The organism is Streptomyces sp. NPDC036813 (genome assembly GCF_055609245.1).
Map to the genome: position 1 here is coordinate 22,280 of NZ_JBVJPV010000008.1, position 19,400 is coordinate 41,679.

General features: G+C 72.7%; 16 protein-coding genes and 1 pseudogene. 4 read left to right on the plus strand and 13 right to left on the minus strand.

Annotation, left to right across the window (positions count from 1 at the left end; translation table 11 throughout):
- Window positions 1–41: 41 nt before the first annotated feature.
- The 4 genes from ACZ67Q_RS17970 to ACZ67Q_RS17985 all read right to left on the minus strand — a co-directional run bounded on the left by ACZ67Q_RS17970 (window position 42) and on the right by ACZ67Q_RS17985 (window position 3,679).
- Complete coding sequence (locus tag ACZ67Q_RS17970; RefSeq protein WP_471182793.1) at window positions 42–1,373, minus strand: glycoside hydrolase family 26 protein; 1,332 nt, start codon at window positions 1,371–1,373, stop codon at window positions 42–44.
- A 203-nt stretch (window positions 1,374–1,576) separates the two neighbouring features.
- Window positions 1,577–2,602 carry a chaplin gene (locus ACZ67Q_RS17975; protein ID WP_471182796.1) on the minus strand — a complete coding sequence of 342 codons (1,026 nt, stop codon included), beginning with the start codon at window positions 2,600–2,602 and terminating at the stop codon, window positions 1,577–1,579.
- Between the two features lie 133 nt (window positions 2,603–2,735).
- Window positions 2,736–2,969, minus strand: a complete 234-nt coding sequence (locus ACZ67Q_RS17980; RefSeq protein ID WP_471182798.1) for a chaplin — start codon at window positions 2,967–2,969, stop codon at window positions 2,736–2,738.
- A gap of 311 nt (window positions 2,970–3,280) precedes the next feature.
- Window positions 3,281–3,679, minus strand: a complete 399-nt coding sequence (locus ACZ67Q_RS17985; RefSeq protein ID WP_471182801.1) for a rodlin — start codon at window positions 3,677–3,679, stop codon at window positions 3,281–3,283.
- Between the two features lie 255 nt (window positions 3,680–3,934).
- Here ACZ67Q_RS17985 and ACZ67Q_RS17990 point away from each other — a divergent pair, with 255 nt between their 5' ends.
- Both ACZ67Q_RS17990 and ACZ67Q_RS17995 read left to right on the plus strand, forming a co-directional pair.
- Window positions 3,935–4,333: a rodlin gene (locus tag ACZ67Q_RS17990; protein ID WP_361623055.1), complete on the plus strand. Its 399-nt coding sequence runs from the start codon at window positions 3,935–3,937 to the stop codon at window positions 4,331–4,333.
- A gap of 259 nt (window positions 4,334–4,592) precedes the next feature.
- The gene (locus ACZ67Q_RS17995; RefSeq protein ID WP_471182803.1) at window positions 4,593–4,988 is read left to right on the plus strand and encodes a rodlin; all 396 of its coding nucleotides are present in this window, start codon (window positions 4,593–4,595) and stop codon (window positions 4,986–4,988) included.
- Window positions 4,989–5,074: 86 nt separating this feature from the next.
- Here the strand turns inward: ACZ67Q_RS17995 and ACZ67Q_RS18000 are convergent, their stop codons facing one another.
- From ACZ67Q_RS18000 to ACZ67Q_RS18040, 9 genes and pseudogenes are all read right to left on the minus strand, one after another.
- A complete protein-coding gene (locus tag ACZ67Q_RS18000; RefSeq protein ID WP_471182806.1) occupies window positions 5,075–5,938 on the minus strand; it encodes an ABC transporter permease in 864 nt (287 codons plus the stop codon).
- Window positions 5,935–8,589, minus strand: coding sequence for a CocE/NonD family hydrolase (locus tag ACZ67Q_RS18005; RefSeq protein ID WP_471182808.1), 2,655 nt, complete (start codon window positions 8,587–8,589; stop codon window positions 5,935–5,937). Before ACZ67Q_RS18005 ends, ACZ67Q_RS18000 begins: the two co-directional genes overlap by 4 nt.
- Window positions 8,590–8,726: 137 nt before the next feature.
- Window positions 8,727–10,175 carry an APC family permease gene (locus ACZ67Q_RS18010; RefSeq protein WP_471182811.1) on the minus strand — a complete coding sequence of 483 codons (1,449 nt, stop codon included), beginning with the start codon at window positions 10,173–10,175 and terminating at the stop codon, window positions 8,727–8,729.
- A 766-nt stretch (window positions 10,176–10,941) separates the two neighbouring features.
- Window positions 10,942–12,444, minus strand: a complete 1,503-nt coding sequence (mmsA, locus tag ACZ67Q_RS18015; protein ID WP_471182814.1) for a CoA-acylating methylmalonate-semialdehyde dehydrogenase — start codon at window positions 12,442–12,444, stop codon at window positions 10,942–10,944.
- Between the two features lie 203 nt (window positions 12,445–12,647).
- Window positions 12,648–12,770 (minus strand): annotated as a pseudogene (locus ACZ67Q_RS18020) (5-deoxy-glucuronate isomerase); the annotation flags it as partial.
- Between the two features lie 113 nt (window positions 12,771–12,883).
- Window positions 12,884–13,759, minus strand: a complete 876-nt coding sequence (locus ACZ67Q_RS18025) for a Cgl0159 family (beta/alpha)8-fold protein (RefSeq protein WP_471183427.1) — start codon at window positions 13,757–13,759, stop codon at window positions 12,884–12,886.
- A gap of 116 nt (window positions 13,760–13,875) precedes the next feature.
- Complete coding sequence (gene iolC, locus ACZ67Q_RS18030) at window positions 13,876–14,826, minus strand: 5-dehydro-2-deoxygluconokinase (RefSeq protein ID WP_471182817.1); 951 nt, start codon at window positions 14,824–14,826, stop codon at window positions 13,876–13,878.
- Between the two features lie 186 nt (window positions 14,827–15,012).
- Window positions 15,013–15,213: a helix-turn-helix transcriptional regulator gene (locus ACZ67Q_RS18035; protein WP_471182820.1), complete on the minus strand. Its 201-nt coding sequence runs from the start codon at window positions 15,211–15,213 to the stop codon at window positions 15,013–15,015.
- A gap of 263 nt (window positions 15,214–15,476) precedes the next feature.
- A complete protein-coding gene (locus ACZ67Q_RS18040; RefSeq protein ID WP_471182823.1) occupies window positions 15,477–16,514 on the minus strand; it encodes a zinc-dependent alcohol dehydrogenase family protein in 1,038 nt (345 codons plus the stop codon).
- Window positions 16,515–16,681: 167 nt separating this feature from the next.
- Here ACZ67Q_RS18040 and ACZ67Q_RS18045 point away from each other — a divergent pair, with 167 nt between their 5' ends.
- Together ACZ67Q_RS18045 and ACZ67Q_RS18050 are read left to right on the plus strand one after the other, a co-directional pair.
- On the plus strand, window positions 16,682–16,921 hold the full coding sequence (locus ACZ67Q_RS18045) for a heavy-metal-associated domain-containing protein (protein WP_471182826.1): 240 nt from the start codon (window positions 16,682–16,684) through the stop codon (window positions 16,919–16,921).
- A gap of 116 nt (window positions 16,922–17,037) precedes the next feature.
- Window positions 17,038–19,296, plus strand: a complete 2,259-nt coding sequence (locus ACZ67Q_RS18050) for a heavy metal translocating P-type ATPase (protein ID WP_471182829.1) — start codon at window positions 17,038–17,040, stop codon at window positions 19,294–19,296.
- Window positions 19,297–19,400: the final 104 nt, after the last annotated feature.

Sequence of the window (19,400 nt, forward strand, 5' to 3'; positions counted from 1 at the left end):
CCCCGGCGGATGCGGGACCACCTGCGGCGCCACGCTGAGCCCTAACGGCCGCGGGACCACCAGTCGACCTTGATGCACAGCTTCCCGCCGAGCCAGTACTCCACCCAGTCGCCGAGGTCCAGCGGCGAGCAGCTCTTGGACGGCTTCGGCGTCGTCGAAGGCTCGGGGGTGACCGGCGTGCTGGGCACGCTGGGCGTGGTCGGGGCGGTGGGCTCGGTCGGCTGCGGGGTGACCGGGTGGCCCTGGCCGGACAGCACGGACCGGTAGACCTGGGCGGCGCGCGGGTTGCCGGAGCACTGCCAGACGCCGTGCGGGCAGTAGTCGGTCAGCGTGTTGTACACCGGCTTGTGCTCGGCCATCCAGGCGAGCATGCCGCGCATGTACTCCGGGTTGTCGCCGTTGCGGAACAGGCCCCACTCCGGGAACGAGATCGCCTTGTGGTGGGCCTTGGCGAAGTCCACGTGCGCCTGCAAGCCGTAGGGTTCGCGCACCTGCTCGGCGAAGGGCATCCCGGACGGCTGGTCGTAGGCGTCCATGCCGATGATGTCGACCGTGCCGTCACCCGGGTAGCACTCGGTCCAGGGCACCGCGTCCCGGCCGCGGCTCGGGGTGAAGTCGAAGCGGAACCGCTGCCCCGGCACCGACCGCATGGCGGTGACGATCCGCTGCCAGTACGTCTTCCAGGCCGCGGGGTCGGGGCCGCAGCGGTGCGTGTAGGTGATGCCGTTCATCTCCCAGCCGAGCACGATCACCGTGTCCGGCACCTGGAGCTGCACCAGCCGCTCGGCGAGCCGGCGGAAGTGGTGGTCGTACTGCCCGGCGGCGCCCTGCCGCAGCATCCGGCGGACCTCCGCGTCGGGGACGCCCTCCTCGTTGCGCTCCAGCATGGGCACGTTCAGCACGAGCATCCGGTCGGCCTTCTGCCGCCGCCAGTCCGCCCAGACGTCGAGGAAGCCGGGCGGCCCCTCGATGTTCCGCCAGCGGTCGCCGGGCAGATAGGTGTGGCCGACGCGGATCTCGGCGCCGCCCAGCCACTGGCTGAGCGCGGCCATCCGCGCCACCCCGCGCGGCCCGTAGTCGAGGTAGGCGCCGAAGGCGGGGGCGACCGGTTCGGGGCTCTTGGACGCGCCGGGCGGGGCGGGGGTGGGCGCGGCCGGGGTGGTGGTCGTCGTACCGGGCGGGGCCGCCGAGGACGGTGCCGGCGCGGGCCCGGCCGGTGGCGTCGAGGTGACCGGAGCGGGAGCCGGCGGGTCGCCGGCCCTTGCCGGGTCGGCGGCGAAGCCGGGGACCGGGGCCAGGGCCGCCGACGCGGCGACCACGGCCGCGAGGACCGCCGTCCGCCGGCACCGTGCGCGTCGCTGCTGTGGGGCCATGCCTGCTCCTCTCTCCGCTCCCGCGCCGCCGGCCGCAGCCGGCTGACACGCCGTGAGTTACTGACACTCAGTCATACGAGAGGATGATCTGCCACCGTGCCGCCGCGTCCGGGTGAGGCACTCCCCCGCGCAGGTGACGGGCGGGGCCCGGGCATGGGAAGGCCCCGCACCCGGGGCGGGTGCGGGGCCGGAGCCCGAAGGCGTCATCGATGGGACGCGGAACGGCCCCGTCGGTAAAGGATCACGCCGCCCGCGATCAGCGCGGCGCTGACCCCGGACGCGGCCAGCATGGCGGCGCTACCGGTGTCGGGCAGGCTCGGGTGGTGATGCCCGTGGTGCCCGTGCCCACCGTGCTCCCCGCCGGGCGGAGTGCTGTACGGCGGGGTCGTGTAGGGCGGAGGCGTCGTGTGCGGAGGCGAGGTGTGGGGCGGGGGCGACGTGTGCGGCGGCCTCGTGGTGGGAGGCGGCGACGTCACCGGCGGGCTCGTGTGCGGAGGCGGAGACGTGTGCGGCGGCTTCGTCGTCGGAGGCGGCGACGTCACCGGCGGGCTCGTGTGCGGAGGCAGAGACGTGTGCGGGGGTGGCGAGGTGTGCGGAGGCGGCGACGTGTGCGGCGGCCCCGTAGTGGGAGGCGGCGTCGTCACCGGCGGACTGGTGTGGGGCGGGGGCGTGGTGTGCGGCGGTGACGAGTGGTCACCGTATCCGCCACCGGGGGTGTCGCCGTAACCCCCGCCGGAGGAGTCGTGTCCACCGCCCGGGGTGTCGCCGTAACCCCCGCCGGAGGAGTCGTGTCCACCGCCCGGGGTGTCGCCGTAACCCCCGCCGGAGGAGTCGTGACCTCCGCCCGGGGTGTCGCCGTAACCCCCGCCGGACGAGTGGCCGTGGCCCCCGCCCGGGATGTCGGGGACGTGGACGCCGCCCGGGACGTGCCCGACGCCGGCGCCGGGGAAGTCGTCGCCGTAGCCGTCGTCGTCGGACGACCTGGTGTGGGCGCGCGGCGCGTGGGAGTGGCCGGCGTTGGCACAGGAGTTGCCGAACGCGGGGTCGAGAGCGGCGATGACGTCGATGGAGTTGCCGCAGGCGTTCAGCGGCACCTCGACCGGGACCTGGACGCTGTTGCCGGACAGGGCGCCCGGCGAGTTGTGGGCCGTCCCGGCCGCGTCCGCGCCTGCGAGGGCGGGACTTCCGTACAGGGACAGAATGCTCGTCGCGGCGGCGGCAGCGACCATTCCCCTGCTCAGGCTCTGTCGCAATCTCGTGGTCTTCCTGCTGGGAGAGGTAGGAAAAGGCCGGCCTTGGCACAGTGAAGCCGTGGTCCAAGGCCGGCCTAGTCACAGCCGAGCGGCTGAGATGTCCGAAGCGTCAGTCGTTGACGCAGACGTTGCCCGACGCCGGGTTGAGCAGACCGATCAGGTTGATGCTGTTGCCGCAGACGTTGGCCTGCAGGTTGATCGGCACCTGGACGACGTTGCCGGACAGGAAGCCCGGGGAGTTGACGGCGGCACCCTCGGCCGTCGCGCCGCCGTCGGCGAACGCGGGGGCGGCAGCGCCGAGAGCCAGGACCAGGCCGGCGACGACAGCGGCACACTTCTTCATGGAATTTCCCTTCTCTGCGGTCATGCACCGTGTCGGCCGGCCCTTTCGGGCAGAACCGAGCGAGCGCAGTCGGAACGGCTCGCACCATGACCTGCAGGCTGCAGAACGAGAGATAGACATCCGCTGAACCGACGGAACGTGTGTCGCCGGGTAATTCACTCGAACGCCTTGTCACATGAACACACGGGTGTCCCGCGTGAACCCGTTTGCAGGAAAGGGGAAACGTACCGGGCGGCCGAGCCACTCGGACCGCGCCCCGGCCGCCCGCGTGAGGAGTGCGGACGGCCGGGGCGCGAGGCGTACGGCGTGGATCAGCCGTTCGCGGCGAGGACCGAGATGTCGTCCAGGATGTGCGACGCCGGGTCGTCGCCCTTGGCCTGGGTGGAGTTCTCGGCGCACTCCTGGAACTGCGGCGCGGACAGCACCGGGATGTCCTGGACGCCCACGTTGACCAGGGCGATGATGTTCTGCACGTCCGCCTTGGCGGGCAGGCCGACACAGAGCTTGTTGAGGGAGCCCTGAACCAGGGTGCCCTGCGGGCTCATCTTGCCCTTGGTGACCGAGTTACCGAACGACTCGTGGGCGCCGTTGCCGCTCGCGGACCACGTGGAGTTGCCGTCGCCGGTGGCAAGCGCCTGGGGGGCTGCCGCAGCCGTGACACCGGCGACCGACGCGGCGACCGCCACCGCGGCCATTGCCTTCTTCAGCATTTCGCTTTTCCTTTCCTGGCACCTGGCCAAGACGCGTGTTCCTGCCCCCGCATCAACCCGGCCTGGGCGGAATGGTTGCGGGTCTTCACCCGATCGGCGCGTTCGGCGGCGCGGAATTCACGGAAAGCCACGCGGGACAGAGCGCCCGGCCGGTTCCACGTGTGGGCCATCGGAGTGAATGGCAGGAACCAAGGCCGCCGTGGGGAGTTGACCAGGACGCTCCGGTGACGGGGTTTCTTCAGAAGGGACAAGCAAGTGATCAAGAAGGTACTGGCTTCCGCCGCGGTCGCCGCCTCCGTCGTCGGCGCCTCCGCTGCCGTCGCGCCGCAGGCGTTCGCGCACGGCGACGGCAACGGCACCTGGTCCGCCAGCGGCAACGGCGCTCAGCAGTCGTTCGGCAACTCGGCCACCTACGGCAACATGAGCCCGCAGCTCGCGCTGATCCAGGGCTCCTTCAACAAGCCCTGCATCGGCCTGCCGGCCAAGGCCGACGTCCAGAACATCCTCGCCCTGGTCAACGTCGGCGTCCAGGACATCCCGATCCTGTCCTCGCCGCAGAACCAGCAGTGCGTGGAGAACTCCACGCAGGCCAAGGGTGACGACTCGCTGTCGCACGTTCTGGACGACCTCGCGGTCCTCGCCTCGAACGGCTGACGGGTCCCTCCCGGGCATCGGGCTCGCCGAGTCGAGTCCTGGGCCGGCCCCGCCGGCCCCTCAGCGAGCCGCCGCTCCCCCGGCGGCTCGCTGCTTCGTCGTACCGGGGAATGCTCGCCGGGTTCTCCGGTGAGGCGCGCGAACCCCACCGGAGTGCGCTACTCCAATCGGGGCACAAGCCGCAACCCGGGCGGCTCCCCGACCGTTGACGATCATGCAGCTCCTCCCCTGGAGTCCGCTTTTTCGAAGGGAAAAGAACATGAAGAAGCTGTGGGCCACCGCGGCTCTCACCGCGACGCTCGCCGGTGTGACGGCGGCGACCGCCCCCCAGGCCCTCGCCCACGGTGACGGCGACGGCACCTGGTCCGCCAGCGGCAACGGCGCCAAGTCGGAGTTCGGCAACTCGGCCACGCTCGGTGACCAGAGCCCGCAGCTCTCGCTGGTCCAGGGCTCGCTGAACAAGCCCTGCATCGGCCTGCCGGCCAAGGCCGACGTCCAGAACATCCTCGCCCTGGTCAACGTCGGCGTCCAGGACATCCCGGTCCTGTCCTCGCCGCAGTACCAGCAGTGCGCCGAGAACTCCACGCAGGCGAAGGGCGACGACGCGCTGTCGCACGTCCTCGACGACATCTCGGTCCTCGCCGAGAACGGCTGATCGGACACATCGCCTCCGCGAGACGGCGGGTCACCGGGTCTTCCCCGGTGGCCCGCCGTTCGTCCTGTCCGGGAGCGGGGGCGGGGTCAGCTGACGATGTCCTTGCGGGCGAAGCCCCGGTAGGCGAGCGCGAACAGCACCAGCGCGTACGTGACCGACACGGCGCTGCCCTGGATCATGCCGGACCACTCCGGGCGGGGCTGGACGGCATCCGCCCAGGCGAACTGCCAGTGCGCCGGCAGGAAGTCGCGCCAGTGGCCGAGGGCGGTGACGGCGTCGAGGACGTTGCCGACGATGGTCAGCCCGACCGCGCCGCCGACCGCGCCGAGCGGGGCGTCGGTCCGCGTCGACAGCCAGAACGCGAGGGCCGCGGTGACCAGCTGGGAGACGAAGACGTAGGCCACGACCACCGCGAGCCGCTGCGCCGCCGTGCCGGCGTCGAGGGCGCCGCCGGTGGGGAGCTGGAGCGGCCCCCAGCCGTAGGCGGCGGTGCCGACGGCGAGCGCCACGAGCGGCAGCAGCACCATCGCTGCCAGGCTCAGGCCGAGCCCGACGAGCAGCTTCGACGTCAGCAGCCGGGAGCGGGGCACGGGCGCGGCCAGCAGATAGCGCAGCGAGGACCAGCTCGCCTCCGAGGCCACGGTGTCCCCGCAGAACAGGGCGACCGGGACGACCAGCAGGAAGCCCGCGGAGACGAAGAGGTTGACGGCGGCGAAGTTGGCGCCGGACGCGGTGGCCGTGTCCATCAGGGTGACCCGGCCGTTGCGCCCGCCCGGGTCGCCGCCGATGGCGAAGGCGACGACCAGCACGAACGGCAGCAGGGCGAGGATCGCGCCCATGACGAGCGTGCGGCGCCGGCGCAGCTGGCGGACCAGCTCGACCCGCAGCGGCAGGGTACGGCCGGGGCTGTAGCCGGAGGCCGTGGCGCTCCGCTCGGTCAGCGTGCTCATGCGGAACCTCCGATCAGCGTGAGGAAGGCGTCCTCCAGGCGGCGGTGCGGACCGACGGACGCCACGGGTACGTCGAGCCGGACCAGCTCGGCGACGAGGGCCTGCGCGGTGCCGTCCGAGCCGAGTCTCACCAGGAGCCCGGTGTCGGCGCGGACCGCGGAGGCGACGCCGGGCAGCGCGGCGACCTTCTCCACGAGCACGTCCTGCACGGGGGCGGCGGTGCCGACGAGCAGGGTGTCGCCGGAGCCTGTGATCTCGGCGACCTCGCCGGCCCGGACGAGCCGGCCGCGGTCCATGACCACCAGGTGTGTGCAGGACTGCTCGACCTCCGCCAGCAGATGGCTGGAGACGATCACCGTGCGGCCGGCGGCCGCGTAGCGGATCATCACCTCGCGCATCTCGCGGATCTGGGGCGGGTCGAGGCCGTTGGTCGGCTCGTCCAGGATGAGCAGGTCCGGCAGGCCGAGCATGGCCTGGGCGATGGCCAGGCGCTGGCGCATGCCCTGCGAGTAGGTGCGCACGGCGCGGTCGAGGGCGCTGCCCAGGCCGGCGATCTCCAGGGCCTCGTCGAGGTGGGCGTCGCCGGGCGGGCGGCCGGTCGCCCGCCAGTACAGCTCGAGGTTCTCCCGGCCTGACAGGTGCGGCAGGAAGCCGGCGCCCTCCACGAACGCGCCGACCCGGGACAGCACCGGCGCGCCGGGCCGGATCGCGTGCCCGAAGACCCGGATCTCCCCGTCGTCGGGCCGGATCAGGCCCATCAGCATGCGCAGGGTGGTGGTCTTCCCGGCGCCGTTCGGCCCGAGCAGGCCGAGCACCTGGCCCTTGTCCACGCGGAAGGACAGCTCGCGCACGCTGTAGCTCTGGCCCCGCGCGTACTTCTTGCTCAGCCCGGTGATCTGCAGTGGCACGTCGGCCAGGGCGGGGTCGGGCGGCGGGGCGGAGGTGGGGCGGCGGGCGGTGAGCAGCAGGGCGAGGGCGGCGACGGCGCCCGCGAGGGGCAGCCACCACACCCAGGACGGCAGCGGCGCGGCGGCGGTCGTCACGCCGGGCGCGCTGGGCACGCTCAGGTCGCCCTTGAGGGAGACGGTGTACGTCGCCGGGGCGGCCGGGGAGGCGTAGCCGAGGTCGGTGGAGGCGAGGACCAGGCGCAGCCGGTGACCGCGCTGCACCTCGTGGTCGATCGCCGGGAGCGTGAGGGTGACGTCCTTGCCCCGCCGGGCGCCCTCCACGCGGACGGGGGCGACGAGCTGGGCGGGCAGCACGGGGCGGGCGGCTCCGGGCCCGACGTCGTAGACCTTGCCGAACAGCACGGTGTCGTCGCTGGTGGAGGTGAGGTGGACGGTGGCGGTCGGGGAGCCGGTGATCGTGAGGTCGCGGGTCAGCGGGGCCGACTCGAAGGCGGCGTACTGCCCGGGGAAGTCGAGGGAGACGCCGAGGCCGAGCGAGGACAGCTGGGCGAGGCCGGTGCCGCCGCCGAGGCCGGGCAGGGCGGAGACGGCGGGCGGGGAGGCGCCGGCCGGGTTGTCGACGCGCTGTGGGCCTCCGGTCAACGGGATCGCGCGCGGGCTGCCGTGCAGGCCCGGGTAGGTGTCGCCGCTCGCGCCGCGCAGCTGGGCGGTGCCGTCGGTGGAGTCGACGCCTCCGGTGCGGGTGACGCGGAAGGCGGGCCCGGTGGAGGTGCTCTTCCCGCCCTTGAGGTAGCGGTCGAACCAGGCGGTGACACGGCCCTGGACGCGGCCCGCCTCCAGGTCGCCGCCGTCGTGGCCGCCCGCGATCCAGTCGACGTCGACGGGGGCGCCGTTCGCCCGGATGGCCCGCGCGGCGGCGTCGGCCTGGCCGAGCGGGAAGAGGGAGTCGCTCTGCCCCTGCACCAGCAGGGTGGGCACCTTGATGCGGTCGGCGACGGCGGCCGGGGAGCGCTCCTCGAGCAGCCGCCGCGCCTCGGCGTCCGGCCGGCCCGTCTCGGCGACGCGCTGGTACATCCGGCACAGCTCGGGCTCGAACTTCGCGCAGCCGCCGCCGGTGGAGAAGAAGACACCCGTCCAGAGCTTCTTGAACACGCCGCCCGGGAACAGGGCGTCGGCGAGGTTCCAGTAGGTGATCGCCGGGGCGATGGCGTCCACCCGCCGGTCGTACCCGGCGGCGAGGAGCGCGGTGGCCCCGCTGTAGGAGGCGCCGGCGACGCCGACGCGCGGGTCGCCGGGCTTGTCGAGCCGCACCTGCGGCTGCCGGGCCAGCCAGTCGACGAGCGCCCGGACGTCGGCGATCTCGCCGCGCGGGTCGTTCAGCCCGATCTCGCCGCTCGACCTGCCGAAGCCGCGTGCCGACCAGGTCAGCACCGCGTAGCCGTCCCGGGCCAGGCTCTCGGCCTGCTGCCGTACGTCGTCCTTGCTGCCGCCGAAGCCGTGCCCCAGCAGGACGGCGGGGCGGCGGCCCGGGGCCCCGGCGGTGAACCAGGAGGTGTCCAGGTGCACGCCGTCGACAGCCAGCACCTGGTCGGTGCGGTGGACCGGGGCCGGGTCGTCGGAGGCGACGGCCGTCCAGGTGCCGGCTCCGGCGAGCACCACGAGGGCGGCCCCGGCGGCCAGTAGCCGACGGGGCCCGTGCAGCAGCCCTCGCACACCCTTCGGGATGCGACCGCGAAGATCCATGCGTCAACGGTACGGCGCGCCGCTGACAACGGCGGCAGCCCAGGGGCCGACGGCGGTGCCCTCCCGCGGGAGTACGCGAAGCGGCGGCGTACCGCAGTCGTGGTACGCCGCCGCCTCGTCGTGCGGGCCGGGTCCGGTCAGGCCGTCGCGGCCGCCGTGTCCGTCGCGTTCTCGGCGATCTCCGCGTGTTCGCTGTCTTCCGGGATCGACACCAGCCAGCGGGTGTCGCGGCGCGGGCGCAGGTACAGGGCCCAGTAGAGGGTGGCGACGGCGGTGATGCCGCCGGTCCACAGCAGGTAGGACGGCTCCTGCTCGACCAGGATGTACAGCAGGACGGCGATCAGCAGGACCGGCATGGCCGGCCACAGCCGCATCCGCCAGGCGGACCGGCCGGCGTGCGCGCCACGGCGGGAGAGCAGCGAGGCGATGGCGACCAGCAGGTACAGGCCGGTGACGGCGACGCCGGTGACGCCGTAGAGCGTGTCCAGGTTGACGAAGCAGAGGAAGGCGCCGGGGACGCCCACGACGAGGGTGGCGACCCAGGGGGAACCGAACCGGCCGAGCTTGGACAGGGCGTTGTTGACCGGCGACGGCCAGGCCTTGTCGCGGGCGGAGGCGAACAGCACGCGGGAGTTCTGGATGACCATGACGATGCCCGCGTTGATGATGGCGAGGGCGACACACAGGCTGACGAAGGTGCCGACGGCGGAGTTGCTCCAGGCGATGACCATGCTGCTGATGTCGCCGCCGCTCAGGGTGTTCAGGTCACCGGCGCCCAGGGTGATCGCCACGACCGGCACCAGGATGACCACGGCGGAGATGGCCAGCGTCGCGAGGACCGTGCGGGCGACGTTGCGGCGCGGGTTCTCCAGCTCCTCGGAGAGGTAGATGGCGGTGGAGAAGCCCTGGGTGGCGAAGAGCGCGATGGCGAGCCCGGAGAGGACCATCATGCCCGTGACCGGGCTGACGTGCGCGTTTTCGCCGGCTACCTGCAACGAGCTGACAAGGCTGCCCGCGCCGCGCTGGGAGTGGCTGAAGCCGAGGACGGCGACGACACCGGCGGCGACGACCTCCAGCACCAGGAAGATGCCGGTGATCCAGGCGTTGGCCCGCAGGTCCAGCAGGCCGGCCAGGGTGGCCGCGATCATGACGCCGGCCCCCGTCATGGCCGGGTCGAGGTGGACGATCGGGGCGAGGTAGTCGGCGGTGCCCATCGCGATGACCGGAGGGACGATCATCACGACGAGGAGCGACATCACGAAGGCCAGCCAGCCGGCGAGCCGTCCGGCCAGCGTGGAGACGATGGCGTACTCGCCGCCGGCGCTGGGGATGAGGGTGCCGAGCTCGGAGTAACAGAAGGCGATCGGGATGCAGAGCAGGGCACCGATGGCGATGCACAGCGCAGTCGCGGTGCCGAGGCTGGAGAACAGGTCGGGCACGATCACGAAGAGCGTGGACGCGGGTGTGACGCAGGACAGCGTCAGCAGCGTGCCGCCGACCACTCCGATCGAGCGCTTGAGCTTCTGGGGGGCCTCTGAAGCAGTCTCCAGGACGGCGTTCTCGACTGAGCGGAGCGTGTCGGTCATGCGGCGGTTCCGATCGACTCGTGTGGCTGCGGTGGGGGCGGGAGCGCTATCGCCTCCGGCGGATCGTCTGCGTCTGTGTCATCCACTCCCGGCGCTGAATAGAACCCCGACGAAAACCGTCACGTCAATGGCCGATTACCTTCGGATTCCGCACTTGCGGAAGGTCACGCTCGACATCGCTTTCCCAGGCTGTGACGTCCTATTGGCGGTACCAGCAAGACCCTTCATCGGGTGACCTTGCTTTCCAAGGTCATTAAGCGGTCACTCCTTCGTCATCCCTTTCGTCCCGGGTAAACGGGAACCGCAGCCAACGTGTCAAAAAAATGTCAGCCCGTCCGGTATCCGGACGACCTCCGAGGGCACTGAACGAGGTCAGCGGTGTCAGAGGGGCCGAGGTCGCCGACACCGCGCAGGGGCACCTACTCCTGGGGCCACGGGTTCGTCTTCGACGTCGAGATGGACACCAAGGCCGCCCAGATGCAGCAGGCGCACGCCAGCAGGCCTACGGCAACGACGACAACCTCTTCAGCTCCATGACCGGCGGCGTCGACTCCATCACCATGGACGTCTGGGTCAACGACAAGGACCTGCCGGTGCGATGGACTTCGAGAAGTTCGGCGCCACGGCGACCGTCGCGGCGCCGCCCGCCGCGCAGACCGGGGACCTCACCGAAGCCGTCAAGGCGCAGCAGCAGCACAGCTGACCGCACGCCGGTGCCCCGCCCCTCCCCTCGGGAGGCGCGGGGCACCGGCGTCACGCGGGGGCGTCAGTGGTTGCGCGGGAAGCCCAGGTCCACGCCCGCCGGGGCGTCGGCCGGGTCGGGCCAGCGGGTCGTGACGACCTTGCCACGGGTGTAGAAGTGCGTGCCGTCGTTGCCGTAGATGTGGTGGTCGCCGAAGAGGGAATCCTTCCAGCCGCCGAAGGAGTGGTACCCCACCGGGACCGGGATCGGCACGTTCACGCCGACCATGCCGGCCTCGATCTCCAGCTGGAAGCGGCGGGCCGCGCCGCCGTCCCGGGTGAAGATCGCGGTGCCGTTGCCGAACGGCGAGGCGTTGATGAGGGCCACGCCCTCCTCGTAGGTGTCCGCGCGCAGCACGCACAGGACGGGTCCGAAGATCTCGTCCTGGTAGGCCTTGGCGCTGGTCGGCACCTTGTCCAGCAGCGACAGGCCGATCCAGTGACCGTCCTCGAAGCCCTCGACGGTGTAGCCCGTGCCGTCCAGGACGACCTCGCAGCCGTCGGCGGCGGCGCCCTCGACGTAGGAGGCGACCTTGTCGCGGTGCGCCCTGGTGATCAGCGGGCCCATCTCGGACGCCGGGTCGTTACCGGGACCGATCTTGATCTTCTCGGCACGCTCGCGGATCTTCTCCACCAGCGTGTCGCCGATCGCACCCACCGCGACCACCGCGGAGATGGCCATGCAGCGCTCGCCGGCCGAGCCGTAGGCGGCGGAGACGGCAGCGTCGGCGGCGGCGTCGAGGTCGGCGTCGGGCAGGACCAGCATGTGGTTCTTGGCCCCGCCGAGTGCCTGCACCCGCTTGCCGTTGGCGGCGGCGGTGGTGTGGATGTAGCGGGCGATCGGGGTGGAGCCGACGAAGGACACCGCCTTGACGTCCGGGTGCTCCAGCAGCCGGTCCACGGCCACCTTGTCGCCGTGCACGACGTTGAACACGCCGTCCGGCAGCCCGGCCTCGGCGAGCAGCTCGGCGATGCGCATCGACGCCGACGGGTCCTTCTCGCTCGGCTTGAGCACGAAGGTGTTGCCGCAGGCGATGGCGATCGGGAACATCCACATCGGCACCATCGCCGGGAAGTTGAACGGCGTGATGCCCGCGACCACACCCAGCGGCTGACGGATCGAGGAGACGTCGACGCGGGTGGCGACCTGCGTGGACAGCTCGCCCTTGAGCTGAACGTTGATGCCGCAGGCCAGGTCGACGATCTCCAGGCCGCGGGCCACCTCACCGAGGGCGTCGGAGTGCACCTTGCCGTGCTCGGCGGTGATCAGCTCGGCGATCTCGTCGCGGTGCTCGTCCAGCAGTGCCCGGAAGCGGAACATGATCGACGTGCGCTGGGCCAGCGACGACTGGCCCCAGGTGAGATAGGCGTCCTGGGCCGCCGCGACGGCCGCGTCCACCTCCTCCACCGACGCGAAGGCGACCTTGGTGGTGACCTCGCCGGTCGCCGGGTCGGTGACCGGACCGTAGGTGCCCGACGTGCCCTCGGCGGTCTTGCCGCCGATCCAGTGGTTGACGATCTTCGTCATGCCCAGTTACTCCTTCGCAAATGGCGGCGTCGGGTCGAGACGTGCCGTGGGTAGTGCTCGTGTGCCGGGACCGCCGACGGTCGGATCGCGATCGCGGCACAGGTACATCCCAGCAGGCCGGGGCGGGCAGCGCGCCCGACACTCTGTCTGCCGTTTGGGCGTCGGCATAGACACCGGGGCGGAAGCGGACGGATGGGGAGGGTTCGCAGGCAGGGGAAACGGGGGGAACGGTCGGCGGGGACCTCCGGCGCGGGGCCGTAGCGGGCGGGGAGTCGTCGCTCGCACTTCGCTCCTGCCAGGGCGAAGCGGCCTCCCGCGCCGGAGGCGTTCGGTGGGATTCCCTCACCCGCGGTGCCGGGCGCTGACTGCACCGTACAAGCAGCGTGGGCCGCGAGGCGGGGAATCGTCGTCACGGCCATCGTCATCAAGGGAATCGGCATCACGGCAGCCGTCCCGGCAGCAGGGCGACGGCCGCGTCGACCGCGCAGGCGACGTCGCCGTCCGGCGGGTACAGCAGGGAACGGCCGACCATCAGGCCGCGCACGGTGGGCAGCCGCAGCGCACCGCGCCACTTCTCGAACGCGGCGGCCCGGTCGTCGTCGCCGTCCCCGACGTCACCGCCGAGCAGCACGGCGGGCAGCGTGGAGGCGGCCATCACCGCGGGCATGTCGTCGGGGTCGTCGGTGACGGGCACCTTCAGCCAGGTGTACGCCGAACTGCCGCCGAGACCCGAGGCGATCGCGATCGACCGGATCACCGCGTCGGCGGACAGGTCGTTGCGCAGCCGGCCGTCGGTGCCCCGGCGGCTGATGAACGGCTCGACGAAGACCGGCAGCCGGCGCGCGGCCATCGCGTCGACGGCACGGGCGGCGGCCTCCAGGGTGGCGAGCGAGCCGGGGTCGTCGTAGTCGATACGCAGCAGCAGCTTGCCGGCGTCGAAGCCGAGGCGCTCGATGTCCTCGGGCCGGTGGCCGGTGAAGCGGTCGTCGAGCTCGAAGCGGGCGCCGGCCAGTCCCCCACGGTTCATCGAGCCCATGACGACCTTGCCGTCCAGGGCGCCGAGCAGCAGCAGGTCCTCCAGGACGTCGGCAGTGGCGAGGACGCCGTCGACGCCGGGCCGGGCGAGCGCCACACACAGCCGGCGCAGCAGGTCGGCCCGGTCGGCCATCGCCAGGTGCCGGCCGCCGACGCCGAGGGCGCCGCGCGCCGGGTGGTCGGCGGCGACGATCATCAGCCGTCCGGCCTCGGCGAGCAGCGGCCGGCGCGCGCGGCGGGCGGCGGCCTCGGCGATCGCCTCGGGGTGATGGCTGCGGATGCGGACGAGTTCGGCGACATCGACCTCGACGGTGGGCCCGCCGTGGGCCGCGTGCCCGGACCCGCCGCCGTTCTCGTACGGCACCGTGTGGTCGGCCCCGCCGACCCTCCCCGCTCTCACCGGACCGCCCCCGCCTCAAGGGCGGCCTCCACCTCGGCGGGCGTCGGCATCGCGGAGGAGCACTCCAGGCGGGAGGCGACGATGGCACCGGCGGCGTTGGCGTGGCGCATGCAGGTCTCCAGGTCCCAGCCGGCGAGCAGTCCGTGGCACAGGGAACCGCCGAAGGCGTCGCCGGCACCGAGGCCGTTCAGCACGTTCACCGGCAGCGGCGGGACCTCGGCGGTGTCACCGTCGCGGTGGACGGCGAGGACGCCCTTGGGTCCCTGTTTGACCACGGCCAGTTCGGCCCCGGCGTCCAGCAGCGCGCGGGCGGCGGCGTGCGGGTCGCGGTGGCCCGTCGCGACCTCGACCTCGTCCAGGTTGCCGACGGCGACGGTGGCGTGGCGCAGGGCCTCGGCGTAGAAGGGGCGGGCGGCGTCCGGGTCGGCCCAGAACATCGGGCGCCAGTCCAGGTCGAAGACCGTGTGGCCGGCCTTGGCCCGGTGGGCGAGGGCGCTCAGGGTCGCCGTGCGGCTGGGCTCCTCGCTCAGTCCGGTGCCGGTGACCCAGAAGACGCGCGCCTCGCGGATCGCGGCCAGATCGAGCTGGTGGGGGTCGATCTCCAGGTCCGGGGCCTTGGGGCGGCGGTAGAAGTACAGCGGGAAGTCGTCGGGCGGGAAGACCTCGCAGAAGGTCACCGGCGTGGGCAGTCCGGGTACGGGCGTCACCCAGCGGTCGTCGACGCCGAAGCCGCGCAGCGCCTCGTGCAGGTACGTGCCGAACGGGTCGTCGCCGGTGCGGGTGATCACGGCGGTACGGCGGCCGAGGCGGGCGGCGGCGACGGCGACGTTGGTGGCGGAGCCGCCGAGGAACTTCCCGAAGGTGGTCACCTCGGACAGCGGGACCCCGGTCTGCAACGGGTACAGGTCCACGCCGATCCGCCCCATGGTGATCAGGTCGTACGCCATCGGCTTCCCTTCGTCACCCGGGAGGTCCCGGCGCGCTGCCGAACCTCCCGGCTTCTCCCGGCTCTCCCCGGCTTTCTAGTCCCGTACGCGAAGCCCTGTCAATGTTTTGTCCGGACATTCGGACGAGTTTCTGTCCGCCGGGCGCCCGCGGGCCACTCCGATGGCCCGCGGGTGCGCCGGGGCGTGTCACTCCTGGAGGCGGCCGCGGTTGCGCGGGCGGGAGGCCACCCAGGCCCGGACGGTGTCGGCGTACCAGTAGGGTTTGCCGCCCTCCACCTGGTCGGGCGGCGGCAGCAGTCCGTGCTTGCGGTAGGAACGGACGGTGTCCGGCTGCACATTGATGTGCGCCGCGATCTCCTTGTACGACCAGAGCCTGCGGTCGGTCATGTCGTGCACCTCCCTGCGCGCGCCGCGGCGGCGGCCGTCGGGCGGCCGTCGGGGGAGCCGGGCGCTGCGCTGGCGATCACCAAGCGTCTGCTCGGTGAACGACACGGACGGCGGGCGGGCAGGGGCTGTCGAACGGGTGTGACGCAACGCCCGCGTACGCGCGACATGTGTGACAGGAGCGGGGCGTTTGTGACAGGAGTGCAGCAAAGGCGTACACCGGCGTCACCGCGCGGCGCGTTGCGCTCAGCGCGAGGGGATGACCGTCACGGCTCGACGACCGTCACGCCCGCGCCCGCCGCGGTCCCCATCGCCGCCAGCGCGGCCGGCGCGTCCGCCAGCGGGATCGTGGAGGTGACCAGCAGGTCGGGGCGCAGGGCGCCGGAGCGGACCAGTTCCAGCATCGCCGGGTAGGTGTGGGCGGCCATGCCGTGGCTGCCGAGCAGCTCCAGCTCCAGGGCGATGGCACGGGCCATGGGCACGGGCGTGGTGCCGTCGGCCGAGGGCAGCAGGCCGACCTGGACGTGCCGGCCACGGCGGCGCAGCGAGTTCACGGAGGCGGCGCAGGTGACGGGTGCGCCGAGCGCGTCCAGGGAGAGGTGGGCGCCACCGCCGGTGAGGTCCCGTACGGCCGCCGCCGTGTCCCCGGCGCGTCCGGCGTCCACGCACTCCACCGCACCGAAGGTGCGCGCCAGTCCCAGGGCCCGGGGCGAGACGTCGACCGCGACCACCCGGGCACCCGAGGCCGCCGCGATCATCACGGCGGACAGGCCCACGCCGCCGCAGCCGTGCACCGCGACCCACTCCCCCGCCGCGACCCGGCCCTGCTGCACCACCGCGCGGAACGCCGTGGCGAACCGGCAGCCGAGGGAGGCGGCCGTCGAGAAGGCCATCTCCTCGGGTACGGCCACGAGGTTCACGTCGGCGTGGTCGAGGGCCACGAACTCGGCGAAGGACCCCCAGTGGGTGAAGCCGGGCTGCGTCTGCCGCTCGCACACCTGCTGGTCGCCGGCCGCGCAGGCGGCGCAGCTGCCGCAGGCGCAGACGAAGGGGACGGTGACCCGGTCGCCGGGCCGCCAGCCGGCCACCCGGGCGCCCACGGCCTCCACCACCCCCGCCAGTTCGTGCCCGGGGACGTGCGGCAGGGTGATGTCGGGGTCGTGACCCTGCCAGCCGTGCCAGTCGCTGCGGCACAGCCCGGTGGCCGCCACCCGCACGACGACGCCGTGTTCGGCGGGCGCAGGGTCCGGCACCTGCCGTACCTCGGCCCGCTCGCCGAACCGCTCGAACACCACAGCGCGCATACGCCCTCCCTCGCCCCGGCCGTCTCCCCCCGCACGGTATCCGGCGGCCGCCGACGCGCCGAGGTCCGCCCAAAGATGGCTTCATACCCCCTAGGGGTATAGTCTGGGAGAAGTGGCGGCCCGTGCGGCCCCTACCGAACCCACACGCCTCGATGAGGAGTAACGACATGACCGCCCACACCGACACCCCCGGTTCCGTCACCACCGTCTACAAGGTGAGCGGCATGAGCTGCGGACACTGCGAGGGCTCCGTCTCCGCCGAGATCTCCGAGATCCCCGGCGTCACCTCGGTCAAGGCCGTCGCCGCCGCCGGCGAGGTCACCGTCGTCTCCGCCGCCCCGCTGGACGAGGAGGCCGTGCGCGCCGCGGTCGACGAGGCCGGCTACGAGCTGGTCGGCAAGGCCTGAGCCGCGCAGCCCCGCACCCACGGCGGCGCACCCTCGCACAACCGTCCCGACCGGGCCGTACCGACCAGTTGATACTGGATCCGTACGGCCCCGGTCCGTTTCTCAGGAGTACGTGCATGTCCAGCACCGCACCGGCACCCATAAGCGCCTCCGCCGCCTCCGCCGACACGTCGGAAGTCGAGCTGCTCATCGGCGGGATGACCTGTGCGTCCTGCGCCGCGCGCGTCGAGAAGAAGCTCAACCGGATGGACGGCGTCAGCGCCACGGTGAACTTCGCGACGGAGAAGGCGAAGGTCGTCTACCCCGCCGGTGTCCAGGTCGCCGACCTGATCGCCACGGTGGAGAGGACGGGGTACACCGCCGAGGAGCCGGCGCCACCCCCCGAGGAGCAGCCGGACGACACCGCGGCGCAGCAGGACCCCGAGCTGACGGCGCTGCGGCAGCGGCTCGTCGTCTCCGCCGTGCTCGCCGCGCCCGTCGTGCTGCTGGCGATGGTGCCGTCCCTGCAGTTCGACAACTGGCAGTGGCTGTCGCTGACGCTCGCCGCACCCGTCGTCGTCTGGGGCGCGTGGCCCTTCCACAAGGCCGCGTGGACGAATCTGCGGCACGGCGCGGCCACCATGGACACCCTGGTCTCGGTCGGTACTGCGGCCGCGTTCGGCTGGTCGCTGTGGGCGCTGTTCTTCGGCGACGCCGGGATGCCCGGCATGCGGCACGGCTTCGACCTGACCCCCGTGCGCGGCGACGCCTCCTCCACGCTGTATCTGGAGGTCGCCGCCGGTGTCACCGCGTTCATCCTGCTGGGCCGCTATCTGGAGGCCCGGTCCAAGCGCCGTGCCGGTGCCGCGCTGCGGGCGCTGCTGGAGCTCGGCGCGAAGGACGTGGCCGTGCTGCGCGACGGCAGTGAGGTGCGCGTCCCGGTGTCCCGGCTCGCCGTCGGCGACCGGTTCGTGGTCCGGCCGGGCGAGAAGATCGCCACCGACGGCACGGTCGTGGAAGGTGTCTCCGCCGTCGACGCCTCCATGCTGACCGGCGAGTCCGTGCCGGTCGACGTGGGCGTCGGGGACGCGGTCACCGGGGCGACCGTCAACGCCGGGGGCCGGCTGGTCGTCGAGGCCACCCGGGTCGGGGCGGACACGCAGCTGGCCCGGATGGCCAGGCTGGTCGAGGACGCGCAGAGCGGCAAGGCGGAGGTGCAACGGCTCGCCGACCGTGTGTCCGGGATCTTCGTGCCCGTCGTCCTGCTGATCGCGGCCGCCACCTGCGGCGGCTGGCTGGGGGCGACCGGGGACGCGACGGCCGCGTTCACGGCGGCCGTGGCCGTACTGATCATCGCCTGCCCGTGCGCGCTGGGCCTGGCCACGCCGACCGCCCTGATGGTGGGCACTGGGCGCGGCGCGCAGCTCGGCATCCTCATCAAGGGCCCCGAGGTGCTGGAGTCCACCCGCCGCGTAGACACCGTCGTCCTGGACAAGACGGGCACCGTCACCACCGGCCGCATGACCCTTCAGGAGGTGTACGTCGCCGACGGCGCCGACGAGAAGGAGGTGCTGCGGCTCGCGGGCGCCCTGGAGCACGCCTCCGAGCACCCGGTGGCCCGCGCGATCGCGGCCGGCGCGGAGGAGCGGGCCGGTGCGCTGCCGGGCGTCGAGGACTTCACGAACGTGCCCGGGCGGGGTGTGCGCGGGCGCGTGGACGGGCGCGAGGTGGCCGTGGGGCGCCTGTTCGACGCGCTGCCGCCGGAGCTGGCCCGGATGCGGGAGGAGGCCGAGCGCGGCGGCCGTACGGCTGTCGTGGTCGGCTGGGACGGTGCGGCGCGCGGGGTGCTCGCCGTGGCGGACGCGGTGAAGGAGACCAGCGCGGAGGCCGTGACACGGCTGCGCGGGCTCGGACTGACGCCGGTGCTGCTGACCGGGGACAACCGGACGGTCGCCGAGGCGGTGGCGAAGAGCGTCGGCATCGACGCCGCGCACGTGTACGCCGAGGTGCTGCCCGAGGACAAGGTGGACGTCGTACGACGGCTCCAGGGCGAGGGGCGGACGGTCGCCATGGTCGGCGACGGCGTCAACGACGCGGCGGCGCTCGCCACGGCCGATCTGGGACTGGCGATGGGGACCGGCACGGACGCGGCGATCGAGGCGAGCGATCTGACGCTGGTGCGCGGGGATCTGCGGGTGGCCGCGGACGCGATCCGGCTGTCCCGGCGGACGCTGTCCACGATCAAGGGCAACCTGGTGTGGGCCTTCGGCTACAACGTGGCCGCGCTGCCGCTGGCCGCGGCGGGGCTGCTGAACCCGATGATCGCGGGGGCGGCGATGGCGTTCTCGTCCGTGTTCGTGGTGACGAACAGCCTGCGCCTGCGGGCGTTTCGGTGAGCGGTCCGTGAGCTGTTCCATGAACGGTCCGTGATGTGTTCGTCACGGCCCAAGGGCCGGACCCCTCTGGAGTCCGGCGCGGACCTCACATAAGCTCTTCACAA

Excerpts from the sequence above, each read along its gene's own strand:
- mmsA (WP_471182814.1), bottom strand. The coding sequence starts at position 12,444 with ATGACGAAGATCGTCAACCACTGGATCGGCGGCAAGACCGCCGAGGGC.
- ACZ67Q_RS18040 (WP_471182823.1), bottom strand. The coding sequence starts at position 16,514 with ATGCGCGCTGTGGTGTTCGAGCGGTTCGGCGAGCGGGCCGAGGTACGG.
- ACZ67Q_RS18035 (WP_471182820.1), bottom strand. The coding sequence starts at position 15,213 with ATGACCGACCGCAGGCTCTGGTCGTACAAGGAGATCGCGGCGCACATC.
- ACZ67Q_RS17995 (WP_471182803.1), top strand. The coding sequence starts at position 4,593 with ATGAAGAAGCTGTGGGCCACCGCGGCTCTCACCGCGACGCTCGCCGGT.
- ACZ67Q_RS18005 (WP_471182808.1), bottom strand. The coding sequence starts at position 8,589 with ATGGATCTTCGCGGTCGCATCCCGAAGGGTGTGCGAGGGCTGCTGCAC.
- ACZ67Q_RS18045 (WP_471182826.1), top strand. The coding sequence starts at position 16,682 with ATGACCGCCCACACCGACACCCCCGGTTCCGTCACCACCGTCTACAAG.
- ACZ67Q_RS18050 (WP_471182829.1), top strand. The coding sequence starts at position 17,038 with ATGTCCAGCACCGCACCGGCACCCATAAGCGCCTCCGCCGCCTCCGCC.
- ACZ67Q_RS18000 (WP_471182806.1), bottom strand. The coding sequence starts at position 5,938 with ATGAGCACGCTGACCGAGCGGAGCGCCACGGCCTCCGGCTACAGCCCC.
- ACZ67Q_RS17975 (WP_471182796.1), bottom strand. The coding sequence starts at position 2,602 with ATGGTCGCTGCCGCCGCCGCGACGAGCATTCTGTCCCTGTACGGAAGT.
- ACZ67Q_RS17980 (WP_471182798.1), bottom strand. The coding sequence starts at position 2,969 with ATGAAGAAGTGTGCCGCTGTCGTCGCCGGCCTGGTCCTGGCTCTCGGC.
- ACZ67Q_RS17970 (WP_471182793.1), bottom strand. The coding sequence starts at position 1,373 with ATGGCCCCACAGCAGCGACGCGCACGGTGCCGGCGGACGGCGGTCCTC.
- ACZ67Q_RS17985 (WP_471182801.1), bottom strand. The coding sequence starts at position 3,679 with ATGCTGAAGAAGGCAATGGCCGCGGTGGCGGTCGCCGCGTCGGTCGCC.
- iolC (WP_471182817.1), bottom strand. The coding sequence starts at position 14,826 with ATGGCGTACGACCTGATCACCATGGGGCGGATCGGCGTGGACCTGTAC.
- ACZ67Q_RS18010 (WP_471182811.1), bottom strand. The coding sequence starts at position 10,175 with ATGACCGACACGCTCCGCTCAGTCGAGAACGCCGTCCTGGAGACTGCT.